The organism is Streptomyces sp. NPDC039462 (assembly GCF_055639375.1).
On sequence record NZ_JBVKAO010000006.1, the window covers coordinates 465,112 to 487,944 of the forward strand.

The 22,833-nt window shown below is 72.2% G+C and carries 25 protein-coding genes; 11 read left to right on the forward strand and 14 right to left on the reverse strand.

Going from position 1 to position 22,833, the window contains the following annotated elements; translation table 11 throughout:
- Positions 1-14: 14 nt before the first annotated feature.
- The 6 genes from ACZ7LU_RS30475 to ACZ7LU_RS30500 form a co-directional block, all read right to left on the reverse strand.
- Positions 15-1,463 (reverse strand): peptidoglycan D,D-transpeptidase FtsI family protein, encoded by a 1,449-nt coding sequence (locus ACZ7LU_RS30475; RefSeq protein WP_471918566.1) that lies wholly within the window; start codon positions 1,461-1,463, stop codon positions 15-17.
- A 63-nt stretch (positions 1,464-1,526) separates the two neighbouring features.
- The gene (locus tag ACZ7LU_RS30480) at positions 1,527-2,189 is read right to left on the reverse strand and encodes a response regulator transcription factor (RefSeq protein ID WP_468317214.1); all 663 of its coding nucleotides are present in this window, start codon (positions 2,187-2,189) and stop codon (positions 1,527-1,529) included.
- Positions 2,190-2,221: 32 nt separating this feature from the next.
- Positions 2,222-3,469 (reverse strand): sensor histidine kinase, encoded by a 1,248-nt coding sequence (locus ACZ7LU_RS30485; RefSeq protein ID WP_471918567.1) that lies wholly within the window; start codon positions 3,467-3,469, stop codon positions 2,222-2,224.
- Positions 3,466-3,621, reverse strand: a complete 156-nt coding sequence (locus ACZ7LU_RS30490) for a hypothetical protein (RefSeq protein ID WP_471918568.1) — start codon at positions 3,619-3,621, stop codon at positions 3,466-3,468. Before ACZ7LU_RS30490 ends, ACZ7LU_RS30485 begins: the two co-directional genes overlap by 4 nt.
- 89 nt (positions 3,622-3,710) lie before the next feature.
- Positions 3,711-4,187 (reverse strand): GNAT family N-acetyltransferase, encoded by a 477-nt coding sequence (locus ACZ7LU_RS30495; protein ID WP_398307636.1) that lies wholly within the window; start codon positions 4,185-4,187, stop codon positions 3,711-3,713.
- Positions 4,188-4,190: 3 nt separating this feature from the next.
- A complete protein-coding gene (locus ACZ7LU_RS30500; RefSeq protein WP_398307638.1) occupies positions 4,191-4,964 on the reverse strand; it encodes an IclR family transcriptional regulator in 774 nt (257 codons plus the stop codon).
- Between the two features lie 122 nt (positions 4,965-5,086).
- Between ACZ7LU_RS30500 and ACZ7LU_RS30505 the strand changes: the two genes are divergently transcribed.
- Positions 5,087-6,619, forward strand: a complete 1,533-nt coding sequence (locus tag ACZ7LU_RS30505) for an aldehyde dehydrogenase (NADP(+)) (protein ID WP_471918569.1) — start codon at positions 5,087-5,089, stop codon at positions 6,617-6,619.
- Positions 6,620-6,623: 4 nt separating this feature from the next.
- Entirely contained in the window at positions 6,624-7,232 is a 609-nt protein-coding gene (locus ACZ7LU_RS30510; protein WP_468092920.1) for a DUF1349 domain-containing protein, read from the forward strand.
- Here the strand turns inward: ACZ7LU_RS30510 and ACZ7LU_RS30515 are convergent.
- Positions 7,229-8,353 carry a Gfo/Idh/MocA family protein gene (locus tag ACZ7LU_RS30515; protein WP_471918570.1) on the reverse strand — a complete coding sequence of 375 codons (1,125 nt, stop codon included), beginning with the start codon at positions 8,351-8,353 and terminating at the stop codon, positions 7,229-7,231. The two genes, ACZ7LU_RS30510 and ACZ7LU_RS30515, sit on opposite strands and share 4 nt — an antisense overlap.
- A gap of 85 nt (positions 8,354-8,438) precedes the next feature.
- Between ACZ7LU_RS30515 and ACZ7LU_RS30520 the strand changes: the two genes are divergently transcribed.
- The 6 genes from ACZ7LU_RS30520 to ACZ7LU_RS30545 all read left to right on the forward strand — a co-directional run bounded on the left by ACZ7LU_RS30520 (position 8,439) and on the right by ACZ7LU_RS30545 (position 12,820).
- On the forward strand, positions 8,439-8,819 hold the full coding sequence (locus tag ACZ7LU_RS30520; protein ID WP_468092924.1) for a winged helix-turn-helix transcriptional regulator: 381 nt from the start codon (positions 8,439-8,441) through the stop codon (positions 8,817-8,819).
- Between the two features lie 78 nt (positions 8,820-8,897).
- The gene (locus ACZ7LU_RS30525) at positions 8,898-9,152 is read left to right on the forward strand and encodes a peptidylprolyl isomerase (protein ID WP_468092926.1); all 255 of its coding nucleotides are present in this window, start codon (positions 8,898-8,900) and stop codon (positions 9,150-9,152) included.
- Between the two features lie 146 nt (positions 9,153-9,298).
- Positions 9,299-10,015: a DsbA family oxidoreductase gene (locus ACZ7LU_RS30530; protein WP_471918571.1), complete on the forward strand. Its 717-nt coding sequence runs from the start codon at positions 9,299-9,301 to the stop codon at positions 10,013-10,015.
- 22 nt (positions 10,016-10,037) lie between these two features.
- Complete coding sequence (locus ACZ7LU_RS30535; protein ID WP_471918572.1) at positions 10,038-11,093, forward strand: aminotransferase class V-fold PLP-dependent enzyme; 1,056 nt, start codon at positions 10,038-10,040, stop codon at positions 11,091-11,093.
- A gap of 78 nt (positions 11,094-11,171) precedes the next feature.
- Entirely contained in the window at positions 11,172-11,798 is a 627-nt protein-coding gene (locus tag ACZ7LU_RS30540; RefSeq protein ID WP_471918573.1) for an RNA polymerase sigma factor, read from the forward strand.
- Positions 11,795-12,820 carry a maleylpyruvate isomerase family mycothiol-dependent enzyme gene (locus tag ACZ7LU_RS30545; RefSeq protein ID WP_471918574.1) on the forward strand — a complete coding sequence of 342 codons (1,026 nt, stop codon included), beginning with the start codon at positions 11,795-11,797 and terminating at the stop codon, positions 12,818-12,820. The genes ACZ7LU_RS30540 and ACZ7LU_RS30545 overlap by 4 nt, the downstream gene beginning before the upstream one ends.
- A gap of 268 nt (positions 12,821-13,088) precedes the next feature.
- Here ACZ7LU_RS30545 and ACZ7LU_RS30550 read toward each other — a convergent pair whose 3' ends face one another.
- Complete coding sequence (locus tag ACZ7LU_RS30550; RefSeq protein ID WP_468560559.1) at positions 13,089-13,610, reverse strand: MarR family winged helix-turn-helix transcriptional regulator; 522 nt, start codon at positions 13,608-13,610, stop codon at positions 13,089-13,091.
- A gap of 117 nt (positions 13,611-13,727) precedes the next feature.
- Between ACZ7LU_RS30550 and ACZ7LU_RS30555 the strand changes: the two genes are divergently transcribed.
- Entirely contained in the window at positions 13,728-14,789 is a 1,062-nt protein-coding gene (locus ACZ7LU_RS30555; RefSeq protein ID WP_471918575.1) for an alkene reductase, read from the forward strand.
- 69 nt (positions 14,790-14,858) lie between these two features.
- Here ACZ7LU_RS30555 and thpD read toward each other — a convergent pair whose 3' ends face one another.
- The 6 genes from thpD to ACZ7LU_RS30585 form a co-directional block, all read right to left on the reverse strand.
- Entirely contained in the window at positions 14,859-15,758 is a 900-nt protein-coding gene (gene thpD, locus ACZ7LU_RS30560; RefSeq protein ID WP_398307662.1) for an ectoine hydroxylase, read from the reverse strand.
- Between the two features lie 52 nt (positions 15,759-15,810).
- Entirely contained in the window at positions 15,811-16,215 is a 405-nt protein-coding gene (locus ACZ7LU_RS30565) for an ectoine synthase (RefSeq protein ID WP_125511962.1), read from the reverse strand.
- A gap of 52 nt (positions 16,216-16,267) precedes the next feature.
- Positions 16,268-17,539, reverse strand: a complete 1,272-nt coding sequence (ectB, locus tag ACZ7LU_RS30570) for a diaminobutyrate--2-oxoglutarate transaminase (RefSeq protein ID WP_398307664.1) — start codon at positions 17,537-17,539, stop codon at positions 16,268-16,270.
- Positions 17,540-17,633: 94 nt separating this feature from the next.
- A complete protein-coding gene (gene ectA / locus ACZ7LU_RS30575) occupies positions 17,634-18,185 on the reverse strand; it encodes a diaminobutyrate acetyltransferase (RefSeq protein WP_398307666.1) in 552 nt (183 codons plus the stop codon).
- 353 nt (positions 18,186-18,538) lie between these two features.
- Positions 18,539-19,063, reverse strand: a complete 525-nt coding sequence (locus ACZ7LU_RS30580) for a DinB family protein (RefSeq protein WP_471918576.1) — start codon at positions 19,061-19,063, stop codon at positions 18,539-18,541.
- An 85-nt stretch (positions 19,064-19,148) separates the two neighbouring features.
- Positions 19,149-20,249, reverse strand: coding sequence for a pyridoxal-phosphate-dependent aminotransferase family protein (locus ACZ7LU_RS30585; protein ID WP_471918613.1), 1,101 nt, complete (start codon positions 20,247-20,249; stop codon positions 19,149-19,151).
- 142 nt (positions 20,250-20,391) lie between these two features.
- Here ACZ7LU_RS30585 and ACZ7LU_RS30590 point away from each other — a divergent pair, with 142 nt between their 5' ends.
- Both ACZ7LU_RS30590 and ACZ7LU_RS30595 read left to right on the forward strand, forming a co-directional pair.
- Positions 20,392-21,489 (forward strand): amidohydrolase family protein, encoded by a 1,098-nt coding sequence (locus tag ACZ7LU_RS30590; protein ID WP_471918577.1) that lies wholly within the window; start codon positions 20,392-20,394, stop codon positions 21,487-21,489.
- 268 nt (positions 21,490-21,757) lie between these two features.
- Positions 21,758-22,699 carry an SCO1860 family LAETG-anchored protein gene (locus ACZ7LU_RS30595; protein ID WP_471918578.1) on the forward strand — a complete coding sequence of 314 codons (942 nt, stop codon included), beginning with the start codon at positions 21,758-21,760 and terminating at the stop codon, positions 22,697-22,699.
- Positions 22,700-22,833: the final 134 nt, after the last annotated feature.

The window sequence follows — 22,833 nt, forward strand, 5'->3', positions numbered from 1 at the left end:
CCAGGCACCCGCCGTCAGCCCTTGAGCGCCGCCGCCATCATCGCCTTGGCGATGGGGGCCGCCAGGCCGTTGCCGCTGACCTCGTCGCGGGCCGCGCTCGACGACTCGATCATCACCGCGACCGCCACCTCCTTGCCGTCGCTGCCCTTGGCGTACGACGTGAACCAGGCGTACGGCGTCTTGCTGTTGTTCTCGCCGTGCTGGGCCGTGCCCGTCTTGCCGCCGACGGTGGCGCCGCTGATCTTCGCGTTCGAGCCGGTGCCCTTCTCGACGACCGTCTGCATCGCGGACTGCAGGCCCTCGGCGGTGGACTCGTCCATGACGCGCTGGGAGTCGCCGTCGTCGTACTTCTCCAGGACGTTCCCGTCGGAGTCGCTGATCTGCGAGACCATGTGCGGCGCGGCGAGCACGCCGCCGTTGGCGATGGCGGCCGACACCATCGACATCTGCAGCGGGGTCGCCGTCACGTCGAACTGGCCGATGCCGGTGAGCGCCGTCTGCGCCTTGTCCATGTCGGAGGGGTAGACGCTCTTGGCCGCGCGCACCGGCACGTCCAGCTTGTCGGCGTTGAAGCCCATCTTCTCCGCCATCGCCTTCACCTTGTCCCGGCCGAGGTCGACGGCCATCTTCGCGAAGACGTTGTTGCAGGAGTACTGGAGCGCCGTGCGGATGTTCGCGTTCTCGCAGGGGGCGGCCTGGTTCTCGTTCTTGAGGACGGTGCGCGTCCCGGGCAGCGTGTACGGATTCGGGCTGCTCGTCCGCGTGTCCACCGAGCCGTAGAGACCGTCCTCCAGGGCTGCCGCCGCCACGACCAGCTTGAACGTCGATCCGGGCGGCAGGGGCTGCCGCATCGCGCGGTTGACCATCGGCTTCTCCTTGTCGGTGGTCAGCTCCCGCCACGCCTTGGAGTCCGAGGAACCGCTGATCCTCGACGGGTCGTACGACGGCGTCGAGACCATGCCGAGGATCTTGCCGGTCTTCGGGTCGAGGGCGACCGCCGCGCCCTTCGTGTCGCCCAGCGCCTTGTAGCCGGCCTTCTGCACCGCCGGGTCGATCGTCGTGACGACGTCGCCGGGGTCGGCCCGCTTGTTGGTGAGCGTGTCGAGGGGGGTCTTCAGACGGTTGTCGGTGCCGTCGAGCAGGTCCTGGTAGATGCCTTCGAGCTGGGTGGCGCCGTAGACCTGGGAGCTGTAGCCCGTGACGGGTGCGTAGAGATCGCCGTTCTTGTAGGTCCGCTTGTACGCGAGGTCTCCCCCTGTCGTCCGCTCGGAGCCGGTGATGGCCTCACCGCCCACGATGATGTCGCCCAGCGGGGCCGCGTACTGCTCTATCGCGTTGCGCCGGTTGTGCTTGTCGTCCGCGAGCGCCTTCGAGTCGTGGAACTGTACCCATGTCGCCCGGACCAGCAGGGCGAGCACGAGCAGCAGTGCGAAGACCGAGGCGTGCCTGATCGTCTTGTTCATCCCGTGGGAGGACGAGCAAAGGGGAGGGTTTCGTTCCCTTGTGGCGTGCTTGCGACCGATTTCTCATCGAGCCTTCATGAAGCCCGCCTCGTACGCCGCGATCACCGCCTGGGTGCGGTCCCGCGCGCCCGTCTTGGCGAGGACCGACGCCACGTGCGTCTTCACCGTCGCCGCGCCCACCCCCATCCGCCCGGCGATCTCCGCGTTGGTCAGGCCCGCCGCCATCAGCCGCAGAACGTCGCTCTCCCGGCCGGTGAGCCGCGCCACCCAGGCGGGCGGCGCGGGCTCGGGGCGGCCGTACTCGGCGGCCAGGGCGCGGACGGCCGCGGGGAAGAGCAGCGATTCGCTGCGCGCCACGAGCCGGACCGCCTGGACGAGCTCGTCGGCGTCCGCCCGCTTGAGGAGGAACCCGGCGGCTCCGGCGCGCAGCGCCTCGTAGACGTACGCGTCGTTCTCGAAGGTCGTCACGACGACGACGCGCGGCGGCCCCGACATCGTCCGCAGGATCTGCTCGGTCGCGCGTATCCCGTCGGTCTCCGGCATGCGGACGTCCATCAGGACCACGTCCGGCTTCAGATCGCGTACGACGGAGACCGCCTCGGCGCCCGTCGCCGCCTCGCCCACCACCTCGATGCCGGGCTCGGGGGAGAGGATCGCGCGCAGGGCGGTGCGCACCATGCGCTCGTCGTCCGCGAGGACGACCCGGATGTTGTCGTCGGCCGTCATGGCTGTCCCTTCGGGGGAAGTCGTACGTCAGGTCAGTTCAGGGGAAGTCGTACGTCGAGCCGCCACATCCCGTCGGCGGGGCCCGCATCGGCCGTGCCGCCGAGCAGCCGGGCCCGGTCCGCGATGCCGCGCAGGCCGTGGCCGCCGCCGGGCCGGGACGCGGGGGAGCGGGGTGGCAGCGGGTTCTCGGCGGTGACGGCCAGGTCGGGGCCGTCCAGGGCGACGCGGAGCGTCACGGAGGTGGCATCGCCGCCGTGCCGCAGCGCGTTGCTCAGGGCCTCCTGCACGATGCGGTAGGCCTCCCGGGAGACCAGCGGCGGGAGCGACTCGGGGTTCGCGGCGACGGTGGCCGTCACCCGCAGTCCGGCCGCCCCGGTGCGGCGCAGCAGGCCGTCCAGGTCGGCGGCGAGCGTGGGCGCGGGCGCCGTCGGACCCGCGCTGTCGGCCTCCCGCAGCACGCCCAATACGGCGTCGAGTTCGCCCACCGTGCGGCGCGTGGTGTCCTCGATGGCGGCCAGCGCCTCACGCACGAACTCCGGGTCGTGGTCCAGGACGCGCCGGGCCGCGCTCGCCTGGAGCGTGACGGCGCTCAGGGCGTGACCGACGGAGTCGTGCAGTTCGCGCGCGAGCCGGTTGCGCACGGCGAGGTCGGCGGCGCGCTGCTCGGCGGCGGCGAGCCGGTCGGCGGGCGTCGGCCCGAGCAGGCCGGGCGCCCAGCGGGCGAGCAGCGCGCCGGCCGTGGCGGCGCACGCCGCGAGCGCCACGAGCGACGCGCAGCCGATGACGGGGGAGAGGACCAACAGCCAGGTCTCGCCGAAGACTTCGGGCATCCCGATGCGGCTGTCCGCGAGGACGGCGCAGAAGGGCAGTGCGATCAGGACGCTCGCGAAGGGCGGCAGCGCGAGCGACATGCCGCTGATGACACCGCCGAAGCCGAGGTGCAGCGTGAACCACGCGGCGGCGCGGGTGCGGGCGACCCGAGTGCGCGCGGGCCCCTCGGCCAGGGAGTCGGCCGGTACCCCGCACAGGGCCCGCACAGCGGCCACCGACATCGGCCGCGTCAGCGGGAACAGCGCGGTGACCGCGGCGAGCGGCAGCCCGACGGCGAACGCGCTGAGCTGGGCGCCGAGCGAGCCCAGGACCGCCTCGTCGTCGAAGAGCGGCCCGACGACGATGGAGCCGACGAGGACGTACGGCATGGCGAGGGCGCCGCCGAGGATCAGATGGATCCAGCGGCGACGCGCCCGGCGCCCGAAGAGAGTGGTGGCGAGTGTCTTCACGCGGTGGCGCCGGTCCGCCGCGTGAGGAAGCAGCTCGTGTGGACGGCGACAATCCCCCCGATGATCATGTCGACAGCGTAGGTCGTGCGGGCGGGACGCGGAATGCGGCCGGGGGTGGACGGCGCAGGGGCGGGGGACAGTGTGTGCGGCATGTCTCCAAGGTCCCGCCCGGACGCGTCGCGGCACCTCCTGCGCCGGGTCGATCCGCCTCCGCCGCGCGGCGGAGGCGGCGCCGCGCGGATCAGTCCTCGCGCAGGACGAGGACGACCTCGTCGATCTCCGTGCCGCGCGCCGGGGCGTATCCCCGCTCCGTGGCGGAGACGCGGAAGCCGCACTTCTCCAGGACCCGGATCGAGCCCGCGTTGTCCGCCGCCGCGCGGGCGTAGAGCGGCCGGTCCTGTGCCAGTTCGAGCAGGCCGCGCAGGGCCGCGGTGGCCAGGCCACGGCCCCAGTGGGCGCGGTCGATCCAGTACGTGACCTCGCGCTCGCCGGGCTCCCCGTACACCCCCGCGTTGCCCACCACGTCACCGTCCGCGAGGACCGTGCGGACGACGATGTCGGCGGAGCCCCGCAGCTTCCTCCAGTGCGCGTCGAAGGCGTCCCGGTCGGCCGGGTCCTCCGGTGTGAACGCGGCCATGTGGCCGGCCACGGGATCGTTCAGCTGGCGGTAGAAGACGGGCAGATCGCTGTCGTGGACTTCGCGCAGGCTGACATCCATGCGTCAGAGCCTACGAGTCGCCAGTGTCAGCCGGTCCCGGGCGTCGAAGAGCGCGTCCTTGACGATCTGTTCGTGCGCGGGCGTGAGCCGTGCCACCGGCACCGAGCAGCTGATCGCGTCGCGCGCCGGGGTGCGGTAGGGGATGGCGACGCCGAAGCAGCGCAGGCCGAGCGTGTTCTCCTCGCGGTCCACCGCGAAGCCCTGCTCGCGCACCGTGCGCAGCTCCTCGATGAGCTTCTCGCGGTCGGTGATGGTGTGCTCGGTGAGCGCGGGCAGCGTCTCCGGGAGCAGGGCGCGGACCTGCTCGTCGGTGTGCGTGGCGAGCAGCGCCTTGCCGAGCGACGTGGAGTGCGCGGGGAGGCGGCGGCCCACGCGCGTGAAGGGCCGCAGGTAGTGCTGCGACTGGCGGGTGGCGAGATAGACGACGTTCGTGCCGTCGAGCCGGGCGAGGTGGATGGTCTCCGTGGTGTCGTCGGAGAGCCGGTCCAGGGTCGGGCGGGCGGCGGCCACGACCTCGTCGCCGTCGATGTACGAGGTGCCGACGAGCAGGGCGCGCACGCCGATGCCGTACCGCGTGCCGGTGGCGTCCGTCTCGACCCAGCCGAGCTCGACCAGCGTGCGGAGCAGCATGTACAGGCTCGACTTGGGATAGCCGACGGCCTCCTGGACCGCGGCCAGCGAGTGCATTCCGGGGCTGCCCGCGAAGTACTCGAGCAATTCCACCGTCCGCACCGCGGACTTGACCTGCGCACCGCCTCCGGTCTCGCCAGCCGACATCGCCCTTGACCCCTTTGAACGCCGAGAAATAGTCTCAAGTCCCCGCCGTTCATCAACGGAGACGGTGTTCAGCATATCGAACAGCCCTGGTGAGTGGCATACGTCTGGAAAGGGAATCCGCGGTGGCAGCAACACCAGTCTGGAGTGTCGACCCCCGAACCGGGAAGCAGCGCGAGCAGGTTGCGGTGGAAGCCACAGCCGGGGAGGTCGACCGCGCGGTCCGCGCCGCCCGCGACGCGGCGCCCGCACTCGCCGACCGCGAGGTCCGCGCCGCCTTCCTGCGCACCGCGGCCGACCTCCTCGAAGAGGCGAAGGACGACCTCGTGCAGGCCGCGGACGCGGAGACCGCGCTCGGGCCCGTCCGGCTCACCGGCGAACTCGCCCGCACCTGCTACCAGTTGCGCTCCTTCGCGGACATCGTCGACGAGGGCGCCTTCCTCGGCGTCGTCATCGACCACCCCGACGCCACGGCGACCCCGCCCATACCGGACCTGCGCCGCTACAAGATTCCGCTCGGCGTCGTCGCGGTCTACTCCGCGTCCAACTTCCCCTTCGCCTTCTCCGTGCCCGGCGGCGACACCGCGAGCGCGCTCGCCGCGGGCTGCCCGGTCGTCGTCAAGGCCCACCCGGACCACCCGGGCACCTCCGAACTGGTCGCCGCCGTGCTGCGCAGGGCCGCCGCCGCGCACGGCATCCCCGAGGGCGTCCTCGGCCTCCTGCACGGCTTCGAGGCGGGCGTCGAACTGGTCAAGCACCCGCTGGTGTCCGGCGCCGGCTTCACCGGCTCCATCCGCGGCGGGCGTGCCCTCTTCGACGCGGCCGCCGCCCGGCCCGTCCCGATCCCCTTCCACGGCGAGCTCGGCTCCCTCAACCCCGTCGTCGTCACCGAGGCCGCCGCCGCCGAGCGCGGCGAGCAGATCGGCACCGGCCTCGCAGGCTCGATGACGCTCGGCGTCGGCCAGTTCTGCGTCAAGCCCGGCCTGGTCCTCGCCCCCGAGGGCGCGGGCGGCGACCGGCTCCTGAAGTCCCTGACCGAAGCGGTCGGCGCCACCGAGGCCGGGGTGCTCCTGGACCACCGGATGCGGGACAACTTCGTCGCCGGGGTGCGCGAGCGCGCCGCACTCCCGGACGTGGAGGCCCCGGTGACCCCCGGCGCGGGCGGCGAGCACACCGTCAGCGCGGGCTTCCTGACCGTCCCGGCCGCGCGCCTCGCCGAAGAAGGGGCGTACGACCTGCTCCTGGAGGAGTGCTTCGGCCCGGTCACCGTCGTCGCGCGGTACACCGACGCGGCGGAGATCACCGCCGTCCTCTCCCGCCTTCCCGGCAACCTCACCGCCACCGTGCAGCTCTCCTCGGACGAGGCGGCGGGGGAGAGGGGCCGGGGTGCCGAACTGCTCGCCGAGCTCACCCCGCTCGCGGGGCGCGTCCTCGTCGACGGCTGGCCGACCGGCGTCGCCGTCGCCCCGGCCCAGCACCACGGCGGCCCCTACCCCGCGACGACATCGACCTCGACGTCCGTGGGCGGCACGGCCGTCGAGCGCTGGCTGCGCCCGGTCGCGTACCAGAACACCCCCGAGGCGCTGCTCCCGCCGGAGCTGCGCGACGACAACCCGCTGGGCCTGCCGCGGCGTTACGACGGGCGCCTGGAACACTGACCGCATGGACGTCACCATCGGGCAACTCCCGTTCTCCCTGCGCACATACGGCCCCGACGGGCACTGGTCGTACGAGGACGGGGTGCTCACCGGCTGGGCGGGCGCCCGGCAGGACCGCTTCGTCCCCCCGACGGGCGGGGCGCTGGAGCCCGCCTCCGACGCGCCCCGCCTCCTCGGCGCCCCCGAGGGCGACTTCCAGCTGATCGCCCGGGTCACGGTCGGCTTCGCCGCCGCCTTCGACGCGGGCGTGCTGTATCTCCACGTGGGGGAGCGGGAGTGGGCCAAGCTGTGCCTGGAACGCTCCCCGGACGAGCCCACCATCTGCACGGTCGTCACCCGCGGCCGCTCCGACGACGCCAACGCCTTCGTGGTGGACGGCAGCAGCGCCTGGCTGCGCGTCAGCCGTACGGGGTCGGCGTTCGCGTTCCACGCGTCGACGGACGGCGAGCGGTGGACGTTCGTGCGGATCTTCTCGCTCGGCGACGAGGAGACGGCGGGCGCAGCACTCGTCGGCTTCATGGCGCAGTCACCCGTCGGCGAGGGCTGCGTGGTGACGTACGACCACATCGAGTTCCGGCCCAACTGGCCGCAGGGGCTGCGGGACGGCTCCTAGCCCTGCCGCAGGGCGACGCGGGTGCCGGTGGCCGCCGCGCGATCGATGGCGTCGAGCAATCGCTGGCGCCGCAGCGCGTGCGCGAAGTCCGGTACGGGCGCGTCGCCTTCGGCCGGGCCGGCGAGCATCCGGGCGTACTGCGCCCCTACGTTGTACGCGGGAAGTCCGCGCAGGTCGTCCAGTGCGGGGACGTCGAAGTACCGCCCGGGCACGGGGAGTTCGCGAGCGGCCGGGTCCGCGCCGCGGGCGCCCCGCACGGTGAGTGCGGCCTGCTGCAGATGGCCGGAGTCGCCGGTGATCACCAGGTCGCCGTCCGTGCCGTTGATCTCCCAGTGGAAGTTCGTGCCTCGGGAGAGGCCGCCGCGGAAGTGCGCCGAGGCGACGGCGCCCGATTCGAGCCGCCCGCTCACCGCGATCTGGTCGTCGACGGTCATGGCGGCCGGGCGGCCCGTGCCCTCCTCGCGGACGACGGGGCGCCGGGTCGCCAGGGTCGCCGAGACCTCGGTGAACTCGCCGAGCACCATGGAGACGGCGTCGACGGTGTGCCCGAAGGGGATGGTCAGCATGGTCCCGCCGTTCCGCCTGTCCAGGAGGTACTCCCCGGACGGCTCGAAGACGGGACCCCAGCGCCGCCCCGACGCGACCAGGCTGGTCGACAGGACCTCTCCGACATACCCGTCGGCGACGAGATCGCGGACGAACCGCACGGCGGGCGCCGAGCGGGCCTGCAACCCCGCGAACGTCCGCACCCCCGCCTGCTCCGCGGCCGCCGCCAGCTCCTCGGCCTCGGCGAGACCGTTGCCGAGCGGCCACTCCGACAGCACGGCCTTGCCCGCGCCGAGCGCGTCGAGGATCACCTCGCGGTGCAGCGGCACCCGCACGCTCACCACGACGAGATCGACTTCGTCGCTGCGGACGAGATCGGCGGCCGAGCCGAACGCCAGCGGCACCCCGTACTTCTCGCCCGCGGCCCGCGCCGAGGCCTCACCGGAAGCGGCCAGGGCACGCAGTTCGTAGCCGTCGAGGCGGGCCAGGGCGGGGACGTGGGAGTGGGGTGCCCAGCCGCCGCGGGCGGAGAGACCGACGAGACCGACGCGGACGGGCGTAGTGGTGGAGTTCATGGGCGGGACGCTAGGCGGGAAGCCCTGATCACCCGCAAGGGCCCCAACTATCTTCTGGAAACCATGACTGGTCAGACTGGGAACCATGACTGGTCACAACCGTGAGGACACCCGGACCCGGCACGACATCTACGGCCTGCTCTGCCCCGGCCGCAAGGTCTTCGAGCTGCTCGTCCACAAGTGGACGGGCCTCGCCGTCACCGCCCTGGCGGACGGCCCGCGCCGCTTCGGGGAGCTGCGCCGCAAGCTGGAGGGCGTCAGCCCCAAGGTGCTCACCCAGACCCTGCGCCGCCTGGAGGAGAACGGCCTCGTGACGCGCACGGTCCACGCCGAGGTCCCGCCCCGCGTCGAGTACGAACTGACCGAGCTGGGCCGCGGCGCCCTGGAACCCCTCGCCCACCTGCGCACCTGGGTCAGGGCGAACACGGGCAGCTTCGCGGCCGCGGAGTCCCGGGCAGGGGAATGAGGCGTCTACCCTTGGCGGCGTTCATATGCACTCGAAAGGGCGTGACACATGGCTGCCAGGGCCACTGCGCGACACATCTTGGTCGCAACGGAGACGGAAGCGCTCCAGCTGAAGGAGCAGATCGAGGGCGGAGCGGACTTCGCCGAGCTGGCCAAGAAGCACTCCTCGTGCCCCTCGTCGAGCGCCGGCGGGAACCTCGGCTCGTTCGGCCCGGGACAGATGGTCCCCGAGTTCGACCAGGTCGTCTTCTCGGCCCCGGTCGGCGAGGTCCAGGGCCCGGTGAAGACCCAGTTCGGGTCGCACCTCGTCGAGGTCACCAGCCGCCAGGACTGACGCGGTGAACCGGGCCGTGCCGCTGAGGCACGGCCCGGTTCCGGCGCCGTGGGGGAATGAGACGGTCTGCCCGTACGTTGACGGACTGAGCGGAGGCACCCTCCGCACCGACTGCTTCGTACCGTACGACCTGGAAAGAGCCACACATGCGCGTCGAGATCTGGAGCGACATCGCCTGCCCTTGGTGCTACGTGGGCAAGGCCCGCTTCGAGAAGGCCCTCGCCGCCTTCCCGCACCGTGACGGCGTCGAGGTCGTGCACCGCTCCTTCGAGCTGGACCCCGGCCGCGCCAAGGGCGACACCGGCCTCGTGCTGCCGATGCTCATGGGCAAGTACGGCATGACCGAGGAGCAGGCCCGCGAGGGCGAGCGGCGGCTCGGGGAGAACGCGGCCGCCGAAGGCCTCGACTACCGCACCGAGGGCCGCGACCACGGCAGCACCTTCGACATGCACCGCCTCCTGCACTTCGCCAAGGAGCGGGGCAGGCAGGACGAGCTGATCGGGCTGCTCTACCGCGCGAACTTCGCCGAGGAGCGGTCCGTCTTCACGGACGACGAGCGCGTCGTCGAGCTCGCCGTCGAGGCGGGCCTGGCCGAGGAAGAGGTGCGGGCCGTCCTCGCCGACCCCGAGCGGTACGCCGACGAGGTGCGCGCCGACGAGCGCGAGGCCGCCGAACTGGGCGCGAACGGCGTGCCGTTCTTCGTCCTCGACCGCAAGTACGGCATCTCCGGCGCCCAGCCCGCCGAGGTCTTCACCCGGGCCCTGGAGCAGGCGTGGGGCGAGCGCCCGCCGCTCACCACCCTCGCGCAGGCCGACGGCGGCGAGGCGTGCGGGCCCGACGGATGCGCGGTTCCGCAGGCCTGAGCCGCCGCATAGGTTGATCCCCATGGAGTCCCTGGGGATCAACAACGGCACCGAATTCGCTCCCACATCGACGTACCTGAACACCGCGAGCTGCGGCCTGCTGCCCCGCCGCGCCGTCGAGGCGGTGTGCGCGCTCGCCGCCGAGAGCGGCGAAGGACGGCCGGGCGGCGCGGGTGACTTCGAGGTGGTGGACGAGGCGCGCGTCGCCTTCGCCCGGCTCGTCGGGGTCCCGGACGGCCGCGTCGCGACCGGCGGGTCCGTCGCGGTGCACGCGGGGCTGATCGCCGCCTCGCTGCCGTCCGGTGCCGAAGTCCTCGCGCCCGAGGGCGAGTTCGCGTCCATCGTGAACCCCTTCGTGCTGCGCGGCGACCTCAAGATGCGGTACGCGCCACTGGACGAGCTCGCCGCGGCCGTCACCCCGACGACGGCGCTCGTCTCCTTCTCCGCCGTCCAGTCGGCCGACGGCCGCACCGCCGACCTGCCCGCGGTCCGCGAGGCGGCGGCCGCCCACGGCGCCCGCACCCTCGTCGACGCCACGCAGGCGGTGGGCTGGCTGCCGTTCGACGCGGGCGCCTACGACTACACCGTGACCGGCGCCTTCAAGTGGCTGCTGTGTCCGCGCGGCGTGTCGTTCCTGACGGTGCGGGAAGAGGCGCAGGAGTCCCTGCCGCCGCTGCACGGCGGGTGGCTCGCGGCGGCCGACACCTGGCACTCCACCTACGGGCCGCTCGACCGACTCGCCGCGGACGCCCGCCGATTCGACGAACCCGCCGCCTTCCTCGCCTACCACGGGGCCGCCGCCGCGCTCACCCTCGTCGAGGAGACGGGGATCGACGCGATCCACGCCCACGACACGGCACTCGCCGCCCGCTACCGCGCCGGACTCGCCGAACTGGGCCACACCCCCGTGCCCGGCGGCTCACCCATCGTCTCGGTGCCAGGACTCGCCGACCGCGCCCCCGGACTGACCCGCGCCGGCATCCTCACCTCGGCACGGGCGGGACACCTGCGCACCGCGTTCCACCTGTACAACACCGAGGCGGATGTGGACCGGATCCTCGACGTGCTGTCCGGCTGAGGCCTGGCGCGGCGGGCCGCGGGGCGCCAGGCTTGGCAGTACTGCGCGGTCGCGCGGCCGCGCGAGGTGGTGGTGCAGGTGGAGCCGTCCTTCGAGAGGCCGGGCACGTCCGACCTGCCGTCCGGCCCCGGCCGGCCGCCCCCCGACGCCGCACTGCACCGGCGCCTCGTCTACGGCGACGAGGCGGCCCTCGCCGAGGTCCACGCCGCGTACGGCGGGCTCGTGCAGCGCGTGGCGACCCGCGTCACCCGCGACCGCACCACCGCGGAGGACGTGGCACAGGAGGTCTTCGCCCACCTGTGGACCAGGCCCTACGCGTTCGACGCGCGCCGCGGCAGCCTGCGCGGCTGGCTCTCGATGCTCGCCCACCGGCGCGCCGTGGACTGGGTGCGCGGCGAGGAACGGCACCGCAAGGCCGCCCACGCCGACGAGGCGGCCCTGCGGGCGTTCCCCGCGCCGGGACCCGCCCCCGACGAGGCGATCCTGGAACAGGAGCGCTCCCTGCTCCTGCACTCCGCCCTCGCCCGGCTCCCGCTGCCCCAGCGGCAGGTGGTGCACCTCGCCTACTTCGCCGGCCGCACCTACCGGCAGGCCGCCGTCGAACTCGGCATCCCCGAAGGCACCGCGAAGACCCGCCTGCGAACGGCCCTGCGCACCCTGGCCGAGACCCTCGCGGACCCGCCCCTGCGAGGTGAACAGCCTTGACCGACCACCACGACGCGGTACGCGAACTCCTCGGCGCCTGGGCCGTGGACGCCCTCATGCCGGGCGACGAGGCCGCCGTCGCCCGGCACCTGCGGGAGTGCGACCCCTGTACCACCGAGGCCGCGCGGCTGCGCGCCACCGTGCGGCACCTGGACGGGCCCGCCCTGCCCGACCCGGCGCCGGACGAGACCCCGGGACGGCACGGGCTCTCCCTCGCCCTGCGGAGCCGCGCCCCCGCCCTGCGCACCGCCCCGCACGCCGCGCCCTACGCCGCCGCCGTCGCCGGACTCCAGGCGCTCCTCGCGGAGCTGGACGAGCAGGCCTCCTGGGGGACACCCGTCGTGCACGACTGGGACGTCCACGACACCGTCGCCCACCTCATCGCCGCCGACGAGCCGCTCGCCCGGCATCTGGGCCTGCCCCCGCGGGAGCCCGTCCCGCGCGCGCCGGACGGCAGACCGCGGCGCGCCGCGTGGGAGGCGCGCACCCGCGAGGTGATCCGCCGCGAACGCACCCGTACGCCCGCGCAGACCGTCTCCGTGTGGCGGGTCCAGGCCGCCGGGCTGCTCTCCTCCCGGGCCGCCCACGACCCGGAACTCGCCGCCCGCGCCACGGTGCTCGCCGGGGTGCGCCTGCCCGTCGCCGACCACTTCCTGTCCCGCGCCTTCGAGACCTGGGTGCACGCCGACGACATCGGCGTCGCGCTCGACCGCGCCGTGCCTCCGCCGCCCGCCCCGCACCTGTGGCAGCTGGTACGGCTCGGCGTCCGCATCCTCGGCCCGGCCCTCGGCCCCCAGTCCCCACCCGTCGCCCTGACCATCACCGGGGACGGCGGCGAGACGGAGTGGATCCTGGGCAACTCCGACGACCCGATCCGCGCCGAACTGGTCCTGCACTCCGTCGACTTCTGCCTCCTGATAGCCGGCCGCCGCACCCCACCCCAACTCCCCCGCGGCACATCAGGCGACACCACCGCAATCCACCACATCCTGACGAGAGCAGCCTCCCTGGCTTGGCTGTAACTCCGGGCTGAGCACTGGCGCGGCTGCGGCTCCGGTGCAGCTTGGGGGGGCGTGCCCCCGTCAGGGGCGCGGGGAACTGCGCGCTCAACCCCCACCGACCCCGCAGCCGGGTCCGCCGCGTCAGCCCCCACGGCGCGACCCGCATTGGCTCCGGTGCGGCTGAGGGGGGGCGTGCCCCGTCAGGGGCGCGGGGAACTGCGCGCCCAGCCCCCACCGGCCCGCAGCCGGGGCCCGCCGCGCCAGGCGGGGGCAGAGGCGTCACTCGGGGCTAGCCCCGAGCCCTCCGCTCGGGACAGTCCTCCGTCTCCTTGCAGAGATTCGCCTCCACCTTGGAGAGCAACCGAAGCAACTCCGCGCACTCCGTCTCCTCCAGGCCCCCCAACGTGTGCCCCTCCAGCTCCCCCCAAGCGCGCTCCACCTGGGCGAGCAGTCCGCAGCTCGCCGCGCTCGCCTCGACGAGCACGGCCCGCCGGTCGGCCGGGTCGGGGCGCCGCCGCACGTGCCCGGCCTGCTCCAGGCGCTGCAGCATCTTCGTGACCGTCGACGGGTCGAGGTCGACCGCCTTGATCAGCTCGGACTGCCGCACAGGACCCGCTTCCCACAGGTGCATCATCACGAACTCCTGGCCGGGGTAGAGGCCGAGCCCTTTGAGGGCCTTCCCCGCGGCGATGCGGTGCAGCCGGGCCACCCGGCTGACGGCGAGACTGACGGGCCCCGCCGCGGCGACGCCCGATGCCCCGGGCGTACAGACGGGGTCGGCCGAGGGGGCCTGCACGGTGTCGGCCTTCATCGCGAGCTCCTGTTGTAGACGTCTTCGAAAACTTTACCTTGGTCGGCCAAGGAATGGGCTACAGTGGCACTCGTCGCGAATGATTGGCCGACCATATAAACCACCCCGGGAGTTCCGATGACCACCGCATTCGACCCGATCGACCTGTCCGGCACCCGGCTCGCCAACCGCATCGCCATGGCCCCCATGACCCGCAGCCGCGCCGGTGAGGGCGGTGTCGCCACCGAGCTGACCGCTGAGTACTACGCCCAGCGCGCCTCCGCCGGCCTGATCATCACCGAGGGCATCCAGCCATCTGTGGTCGGCCAGGGATACCCGGACACCCCGGGCCTGCACTCCACGGAGCAGGTCGCCTCCTGGCGCAAGGTGACCGACGCCGTGCACGCGGCGGGCGGCACGATCTTCGCCCAGCTCATGCACACCGGCCGCGTCGGCCACCCCGTGCTGCTGCCCGACGGCCTGACCAACGTCGCCCCGTCACCCGTCGCCGCCGCGGGGCAGGTCTACACCGCCGAGGGCCCCAAGGACTTCATCACCCCGCGCGAACTGACCGGCGCCGAGATCCGCGCCACCATCGACGACTTCGTCACCGCCGCGCGCAACGCGATCGACGCGGGCTTCGACGGCGTCGAACTGCACGGAGCCAACGGCTATCTGATCCACCAGTTCCTCGCGCCCGGCTCCAACCGCCGCACCGACGAGTGGGGCGGCCCGGTCGAGAACCGCATCCGCTTCGCCGTCGAGGTCGCCTCGGCCGTCGCCGCCGAGATCGGCGCCGCCCGCACCGGCTTCCGCCTCTCGCCCGGCAACCCGTTCAACGACATCTCCGAGCCCGACCCGGAGCCGACGTACACCGCCCTGGCGAAGGAGCTGGCCGCGCTCGACCTCGCCTATCTGCACATCGCCGAGGTGGGCGACATCCGCGCACTCTCCGTACGGCTGCGCGAGGACTTCGGCGGCACGTTCCTCCTGAACCCGCACACCGAAGGCCCCACCGGCCACGACGCGCTCGCCCTGATCGAGGACGGCACCACGGACCTCGTCACGTTCGGCGCGCTCTTCCTCGCCAACCCCGACCTGCCGGCCCGCCTCAAGACCGCGGGTCCGTACAACACCCCGGACCGGGCCACCTTCTACGGCGGCACCGAGAAGGGCTACACCGACTACCTGCCGCTGTAAGGCGCACGCACAGCGAGCCGGCCCGGCACCCACGGGGGGTACCGGGCCGGCTCGCTGCTCAGCGGCGGGTCACTTCACCGGCGTGAAGTCCCGCGCCCCGATGTACTCGGGCCGGCGCACCGGCGCCGCGAACGGCTCCACCGCCGTGTTCTCCACGCTGTTGAACACGATGAAGACGTTGCTGCGCGGATACGGGGTGATGTTGTCCCCCGAACCGTGCATGGCGTTGCAGTCGAACCACGTCGCCGAACCGGCCTCGCCCGTGAACAGGCGGATGCCGTAGTCGGACGCGAGGTGCGTGAGCGTCTCGTTCGACGGGATGCCCGCGTCCTGCATCTGCAGCGAACGCTTGTAGTTGTCCTTCGGCGTGGCGCCCGCGCAGCCGAGGAACGTCTTGTGCGACCCCGGCATGATCATGAGGCCGCCGTTGGTGTCGTGGTTCTTCGTCAGCGCGATGGACACCGAGACGGTCCGCATGTTCGGCAGGCCGTCCTCCGCGTGCCAGGTCTCGAAGTCCGAGTGCCAGTAGAACCCCGAGGCGCCGAAGCCCGGCTTCACATTGATCCGGGACTGGTGGACGTACACGTCCGAGCCGAGGATCTGCCGGGCCCTGCCGACGACCCGCGGGTCCGCCGCCAGCTTGCCGAAGAGCTCACTGATCTTGTGCACCTCGAAGATCGACCGGATCTCCTGGGAGCGCGGCTCGACGATGGAGCGCTCGTTCGCGCGCATCGCCGGGTCGTTCATCAGCCGCTCCAACTCGGCGTGGTACACGGCCACTTCGTCCGGGGTGATCAACTGGTCGATCGCCAGGAAACCGTCCCGCTCGAACCCCGCCAGGTCCCCGGGCGTGATCGGCCCTGCCGCACCCGGCTCGGACCACACCACGGGGTCCTTGCGTTCGATGAGCACCTCTTCGGCGCCTCGGGTCGGGTACAGGTCGCGGGTGCGTTCGGGTGCGGTCGTCATGGTGTTGCCTGCCTCTCCTCTCGTACGGCCCTGTTCGGGATGTAGGTCGTGGTCAGACCGGGTCCGGCTCCGTGAGCAGCGGGTACACGCCGTTCTCGTCGTGGTCCTCACGACCGGTGACGGGCGGGTTGAAGACACACAGGCAGTGGAAGTCTTCCTTGATCCGCATGGTGTGCTTCTCGTGCCCGTCGAGCAGGTACATGGTGCCCGGCGTGATCGTGTACTTCTCGCCGGTCGTGTCGTCGGTCAGCTCGGCCTCGCCCTTGGTGCAGACGACGGCCTCGATGTGGTTCGCGTACCACATCGACGTCTCCGTACCCGCGTACAGGATGGTCTCGTGCAGCGAGAAGCCGACGCGCTCCTTGGCGAGCACGATGCGCTTGCTCTCCCAGGTGCCCGAAGCGGCCTTCACATGCCGGTCGGTGCCTTCAATGTCCTTGAACGAACGGACGATCACGGTGAGTCGGTTCCTTTTCTCTTACGGTGCCGGGGCTCGGTAGCGCGCTCGCTCAGGCGGTCTCGCGGACCGCGCGGGCCAGCGTGCGCAGCCCCTCGTCCAGCTCGTCGGGGGTGATCGTCAGCGCCGGAAGGAGCTTGACGACCTCGCCCTCGGGGCCGGAGGTCTCGATGAGCAGGCCCAGTTCGAAGGCCCGCTTCGCCACGGCGCTCGCCCGGTCCTTGTCCAGGAACTCGATGCCCCAGACCAGACCGCGGCCGCGGAACTCCTTGATCTCGGCGCGGTTCTCGTCGACGATCGCGGTCAGCGCCTGCTCGACCTGCTCGCCGCGGGCGCGGGTCTGCTTCTCCATCGCCGGGCCGTCGGTCCAGTAGGCCTCGAGGGCGGCGGCGGCCGTCACGAACGCCGGGTTGTTGCCGCGGAACGTGCCGTTGTGCTCGCCCGGCTCCCACACGTCGAGCTCCGGCTTGAACATGCAGAGCGACATCGGGAGGCCGTAACCGCTGATCGACTTCGACACGGTCACGATGTCCGGCGTGATGCCCGCCTCCTCGAAGGAGAAGAAGGCACCGGTGCGGCCGCAGCCCATCTGGATGTCGTCGACGATCAGGAGCATGTCCCAGCGCTCGCACACGTCGGCGAGCTTGCGCAGCCACTCGGCGCGGGCGACGTTGATGCCGCCCTCGCCCTGCACCGTCTCGACGATGACGGCGGCGGGCTGGTTGAGGCCGGAGCCCTGGTCCTCCAGGAGCCGCTCGAACCAGATGAAGTCGGGGGTCTGTCCGTCGAGGTAGTTGTCGAACGGCATCGGCGTGCCGTGCACCAGCGGGATGCCGGCGCCGGCCCGCTTGAAGGCGTTGCCGGTCACGGCGAGCGAGCCGAGCGACATGCCGTGGAAGGCGTTCGTGAACGACACGATCGACTCGCGGCCCTTGACCTTGCGGGCCAGCTTCAGCGCCGACTCCACGGCGTTGGTGCCCGTCGGGCCCGGGAACATGACCTTGTACGGCAGGTCGCGCGGGCGCAGGATGATGTTCTGGAACGACTCAAGGAACGCGCGCTTCGCGGTCGTCGACATGTCGAGACCGTGCGTGACGCCGTCGCGCTCCAGGTAGTCGATGAGTGCGCGTTTCAGCACCGGGTTGTTGTGCCCGTAGTTGAGCGAACCGGCGCCGGCGAAGAAGTCGAGGTACTCGTGGCCGTCCTCGTCGTACATGCGGCTGCCCTGCGCGCGGTCGAAGACCGTAGGCCAACCGCGGCAGTAGCTGCGCACCTCCGACTCCAGGGTCTCGAAGACGCTCAGGTCGGGCTGGGTGATGGTCACAGCAGATCTCCTGGGAGATGGAAAGACGTGGGAGGTGGGGGGAGTTACGGGTGTTGCGTGTTGCCGGGGTGGCACGTGGGGGAGGCGAGGGCGCTCAGTAGCCGAGTGGACCGATGCGGTACAGCACCTCGGGCTCGTGTCCGCCGTCGGGGAAGAGCCCCGCGTCGAACAGGACCGTCCGCTCCAGGGACGCGCCGTGGCGTGCCGCGTAGGAGGTGAAGAGCCGTTCGGACGCGGTGTTCCCGGGCGTGATGGTCGTCTCGACCGCGGTCAGCGCACGTCCGGCGGCGACCTTCGAGGTGAGCCCGTCGAGCAGGGCGCCGGCCAGACCGCGGCCGCGCTGCGCGTGGTCGACGGCCACCTGCCAGACCACCAGGGTGTTCGGCCGCTCGGGCCGGATGTACCCGGTGATGAAGCCGACCGGCTCCCCGTCGGCGTCCCGGGCCACGACGGACGTGGCGGCGAAGTCGCGGCACCAGAGCAGATAGCTGTACGAGGAGTTGAGGTCGAGCACCTTGGAGTCGCGGGCGATCCGCCAGATCGTGGCGCCGTCGGCGACCACGGGACTGTCGAGACGCAACCCCTCCGGCATTTTCAGGAATTTCGCTTGCAGGTCGGTCGGTAGATCGGCTTGTGCAGCGGTCATGCGGATTGAATTTACCGAGCAATTTCTGGAATTGCATCGGGGGAAGGGGTTACATGAGAGCGCTTCATGTGTTATCACGCGTGGGCGTGCGCCCGCATGAGATGCCGCCGCTTTGGGGTGGTTTGGTCCGGATTTACCAAGCAAAAAGGACGCGTTGTGGAGTACGTCACACAGGCGTAACCCGGTGGAGACGTGCCCGAATTACGGCGATTGGTGCTGTCGAAACCTTAGTGTTTAGGTCTCCGGAAAGCGGGCAGAAGAATACGGGAAGCTGTGCTTGTCGAGTTTATAAATAATTCGTGAGAACGTGCGCGGGAATTCAAAGAGAGCGGCAAAGGAGCGGAGGGGTGGATTCACGATCCGGTGACCCCGTCGATGCGCTCCCTGAGGAGATCGGCGTGGCCGTTGTGCCGGGCGTACTCCTCGATGAGGTGGACGAGGATCCAGCGCAGGCTGACGACGTCCTCGCCGCCCATGACGGCCGCCTCCTCCGCGCCGAGCCGCCCGGTGTCGTCGAGCGAGCGCCCCGCGCAGAGCTCCCGGGCCACGGCGACCTCGCGCTCCCACACCGCGAGCACCTCGGCGAACGTCCTGGACCGGTCCAGGACGAAACCGCTGCGATCCCCGTGGAGCGGCGCCACGTCACGCCGCGCGAACACCCGCTGGAACCAGTTCCGTTCGACCTCGGCGAGGTGCTGCACGAGGCCGAACAGCGAGAGCGAGGACGGTTCGACGGACGTGCGCAGCGCCTGCTCGTCGTCCAGCCCCGCGCACTTCAGCGCGAGGGTGGCGCGATGGATGTCGAGCCAACTCGCCAGCATGGCGGGCTCGTCGGCGGTCAGGGGCGGAATGCGGCGGCCGTCCGGGAGCGTGGTCATGACATGCACGGTGCCACGGGGCGCGTGCATCTGGCCATGGGGCGTCGGACGGCCGCGGGCAGAACTTCCCGCGGGGCGGGGAGTGTCAGCTCCAGGCGTCCGTCACCGCGCGCCGGGCCCCCTCCAGGTCGACCACGAGGCCGCCCTCGGCCATCGCGGCACCCAGGGCGGCGACACAGGCGTGCACCACACCGCGGGTCGCGTCCGTGCCGTAGTGGTTGACCCGGATCATCTCCTTGGCCAGCGACCCGCCGCCGGCGATCAGCGGAAGCGCCGGGTCCGCGGCGAGCGCCCTGGCCACCAGCTCCGAGGCGTCGACACCGGAGGGCGTACGCAGGGTGGTGGCGACCGGCGCCGCGTCCACGGCCTCGCGCACATACGGCTCCAGGCCCCCGCCGAGCGCGAGCGCGCCCGCGCGGGTGGCGACCGCGGCGGTGGCGTGCCGCGCCATCAGGGCGTCGAGGCCCTCCGACTCGATGCGCTCCACGCACGCTTCCAGAGCGAGCATCTCCAGCTGGGCCGGCGCGTGCAGCAGCGCCTTCCTGCCCCCGTCGATCCAGCGCTCCTTCCAGTCCAGGAGGGAGAGGTAGGAGCGGCGCGGCGCCTGCGGATTGGCGGCGATGCGCTGCCAGGCCCGCCCGCTCACGGACACCGCGGAGACGCCCGCGGGGCCGCCCATCGCCTTCTGCGCGCCGATCACGCACAGGTCCACGCCCCACGCGTCGGGAAGCAGCGGCTCGGCGGCCACCGAGGCGACCGCGTCCAGCATGAACAGCGCGCCGTGCGCGCGCACGACCTCGCCGATCTCCGCGACCGGGTTGGTGTTGCCGGTCGCCGCCTCGGCGTGCACCAGCGAGACGAAGTCGATCTCCGGGTGCTCGGCGAACGCCTGGCGCACCTGCTCGGCCGTGACGGCGGTGTGGAACGGCACGGCGAGGTCGACGACGGTCGCGCCGCAGTCCCGCAGCCAGTTCCCGAAGGTCTGGCCGTACGGCCCGGTGATGATGTTCAGCGCGGTCGTGCCCGGCCGCGCGGCGCCCCGGATGCAGCCCTCCAGCGGCAGCAGCGCCTCACCCTGCATGATCACGACGTCCTGCTCGGTGTCGAGCAGGCGGGCCACCCGCGCCTCGATGGCGGCGAACTGCTCGGCGCTCAGCGGCGCCAGGTCCAGAAAGGGGTGCGTCACAGTACTGCTCACGTCAGTGCTCACTTCGCTCACGAGTTCGTTCGGGCTGCGGCACCGAGCGTACCGACCGGTCCCGCGTGGGGCGTTCCGAGTGCCCTGTACGCCCTGTACCACTCGTCCGGGGCCCTCCTAAGCTGCTGGCATGAGCGATCACGCGGTGCTGCACGTGAAGGGGCGGGTGCTCGTCGGACCCGATGACGTACGGGACGAGCTGTGGGTGGTCGGGGGGCGGGTGACGTACGACCGGCCCGTCGGGACGGCGGCGGGCGACGTCCGTACGGTCGAGGGCTGGACGCTGCCCGGCCTGGTCGACGCGCACTGCCACGTCGGCCTCGACGCGCACGGACCCGTCGACGCGGACACCGCCGAGAAGCAGGCCCTCACCGACCGCGAGATCGGCGCCCTCCTGCTGCGCGACGCGGGCTCACCCTCGGACACCCGCTGGATCGACGACCGCGAGGACCTCCCGAAGATCATCCGTGCGGGCCGGCACATCGCGCGCACGCGCCGCTACATCCGCAACTACGCCCACGAGATCGAGCCCGAGGACCTCGTCGAGTACGTCGCCGGGGAGGCGCGGCGCGGCGACGGCTGGGTCAAGCTCGTCGGCGACTGGATCGACCGCGAGGTCGGCGATCTGACGGCGTGCTGGCCCCGCGAGGCCGTGGAGGCGGCGATCGCGGAGGCGCACCGGCTCGGCGCCCGCGTCACGGCCCACTGCTTCGCCGAGGACTCCCTGCGCGATCTGGTCGAGGCGGGCATCGACTGCATCGAGCACGCCACCGGCCTGACCGAGGAGACCATCCCGCTCTTCGCCGAGCGCGGCGTCGCGATCGTCCCCACGCTCGTCAACATCGCCACGTTCCCGGACCTCGCCGCGGGCGGCGAGGCGAAGTTCCCGCGCTGGTCAGGGCACATGCGGCGGCTGTACGAGCGTCGCTACGACACCGTGCGCGCGGCGTACGACGCGGGCGTCCCGGTCTACGCGGGCACCGACGCCGGTGGCTCCCTGGCCCACGGCCTGGTGGCCGCGGAGATCGTCGAGCTGACCCGCGCGGGCATCCCGGCGGTCGACGCGCTCTCCGCGACGACGTGGGGCGCGCGGGAGTGGCTGGGGCGCCCGGGTCTCGCGGAGGGCGCGCCGGCGGACCTCGTGGTGTACGAGGCGGATCCGCGGGCGGACGTGCGGGTGCTTGGGGCGCCGCGGAGGGTGGTGCTGAACGGGCGAGTGGTGGGCTGACCGGGGGCTGACCTGTCACCCGCCGCACGCGGTGGGGCTGGTGCTGGGGTGACGCGGGGGAACGTGCGTGCCGCGAGATTCGAACCCAGGGACGGAAACGTCCCGTTGGAGTGAACACACGCCGGGTTGCTGACCGTTCACTCTAAGTGCGTAAGGATTCCCGCGTCGTCCCCCGTCCCAGCGGGACGACGCCATCGGCGCGCACGTGATGTCCCCATGTGGCGTGCGCCGCCGGTGGCCCACTTTCTCCTGTGGGGGTTCCACCACCTTGAACAGCGACACCTTCCGCACGCCTGCCCGCCGCCTCTCCGTCGTCGCGGTGACCACCGCGCTCGCCGCAGGGCCCGCGGCGCTGGCCGGCGCGGGATCCGCGCACGCCACGGGCGGCGACAGCCACCGGGGCGGGCGGGCCGACGCCGTCGTGCTGCGCACCGGCCTGAACATCTCCCTGCTCAACAAGACCCTGAACGTCCCGCTCAAGGTCGCCCTGAACGAAGTGCAGGCGCCCGCGAGCGCCGAGAAGACCACGCTCACCGCCCGGTTGGACGGGGTCGACGGCGGGCGCCCCTTCAGCGTCCTGCGCGCCGACGTGGCCACGGCGAAGGCGACCGTGCGGGGCGGCACGGCGGAGGGGTACAGCAACATCGCCCGGGCGAAGATGCATGTGCCCGGGCTGCCGCTGCTCTCCCTCGTCGAGGTCGAGAAAGTCACGTCGAAGGCGGTCTGCGCGGCGGGGAAGAAGCCGGTCGCCGAATCGAATCTGCTGGGCGGCGTGACCGTGCTCGGCAAGAAGGTCACGCTGACGGCGCGGGGGACGACGGAGGTGAAGGTGCCCGGGGTCGGCGAGGTGCGCCTCGACCTCTCCAAGACCCACACGACGTCACGGACCGCCGCGGCCTCCGCGCTGGAACTCACGGTCTCCGTGAACCCCCTGAAGCTGAACGTCGCGGAGGTCACGGGCACGGTGCGGCTGGCCGGGGCGGGCTGCGAGGCACCGACGGCCACGCCGCCGAAGGAGAACGAGAAGCAGCCGCAGGAGAAGCCGCAGGGTGAGCCGGGGGAGCAGGTTGCCCCGGCAAAGCCGAAAACTGAAGCGAACCTCGCTGAGACGGGTGGCAGCTCCATGACGCCGTACGTGGCGGGCGGAGCGGTGGCGCTGCTGGCGGCGGGAGGAGGAGCGGTAGCACTGGGCCGCCGCAACCGGCGCTAGCCGCAGGCACCCGGCTCCGCCTGCTCTTCGGCGGGGGTCTGGCGGGGCGCCTTGGGCGGGGTTCGCCTTTTGTTCGTCTGCGGGGCGGGGCCGCGGGGGTATGTGCGTACTCGCCATCCCTGCGCCGCGCCTCA

Bases quoted from the DNA above. Each gene is read 5' to 3' on its own strand.
- ACZ7LU_RS30535 (WP_471918572.1), top strand. From the start codon at position 10,038: ATGGAGTCCCTGGGGATCAACAACGGCACCGAATTCGCTCCCACATCG.
- ACZ7LU_RS30515 (WP_471918570.1), bottom strand. From the start codon at position 8,353: ATGAACTCCACCACTACGCCCGTCCGCGTCGGTCTCGTCGGTCTCTCC.
- ACZ7LU_RS30495 (WP_398307636.1), bottom strand. From the start codon at position 4,187: ATGGATGTCAGCCTGCGCGAAGTCCACGACAGCGATCTGCCCGTCTTC.
- ACZ7LU_RS30590 (WP_471918577.1), top strand. From the start codon at position 20,392: ATGAGCGATCACGCGGTGCTGCACGTGAAGGGGCGGGTGCTCGTCGGA.
- ACZ7LU_RS30550 (WP_468560559.1), bottom strand. From the start codon at position 13,610: ATGAAGGCCGACACCGTGCAGGCCCCCTCGGCCGACCCCGTCTGTACG.
- ectA (WP_398307666.1), bottom strand. From the start codon at position 18,185: ATGACCGCTGCACAAGCCGATCTACCGACCGACCTGCAAGCGAAATTC.
- ACZ7LU_RS30510 (WP_468092920.1), top strand. From the start codon at position 6,624: ATGGACGTCACCATCGGGCAACTCCCGTTCTCCCTGCGCACATACGGC.
- ACZ7LU_RS30530 (WP_471918571.1), top strand. From the start codon at position 9,299: ATGCGCGTCGAGATCTGGAGCGACATCGCCTGCCCTTGGTGCTACGTG.
- ACZ7LU_RS30480 (WP_468317214.1), bottom strand. From the start codon at position 2,189: ATGACGGCCGACGACAACATCCGGGTCGTCCTCGCGGACGACGAGCGC.
- ACZ7LU_RS30555 (WP_471918575.1), top strand. From the start codon at position 13,728: ATGACCACCGCATTCGACCCGATCGACCTGTCCGGCACCCGGCTCGCC.
- ACZ7LU_RS30475 (WP_471918566.1), bottom strand. From the start codon at position 1,463: ATGAACAAGACGATCAGGCACGCCTCGGTCTTCGCACTGCTGCTCGTG.
- ACZ7LU_RS30520 (WP_468092924.1), top strand. From the start codon at position 8,439: ATGACTGGTCACAACCGTGAGGACACCCGGACCCGGCACGACATCTAC.
- thpD (WP_398307662.1), bottom strand. From the start codon at position 15,758: ATGACGACCGCACCCGAACGCACCCGCGACCTGTACCCGACCCGAGGC.
- ACZ7LU_RS30490 (WP_471918568.1), bottom strand. From the start codon at position 3,621: ATGCCGCACACACTGTCCCCCGCCCCTGCGCCGTCCACCCCCGGCCGC.
- ACZ7LU_RS30500 (WP_398307638.1), bottom strand. From the start codon at position 4,964: ATGTCGGCTGGCGAGACCGGAGGCGGTGCGCAGGTCAAGTCCGCGGTG.
- ACZ7LU_RS30580 (WP_471918576.1), bottom strand. From the start codon at position 19,063: ATGACCACGCTCCCGGACGGCCGCCGCATTCCGCCCCTGACCGCCGAC.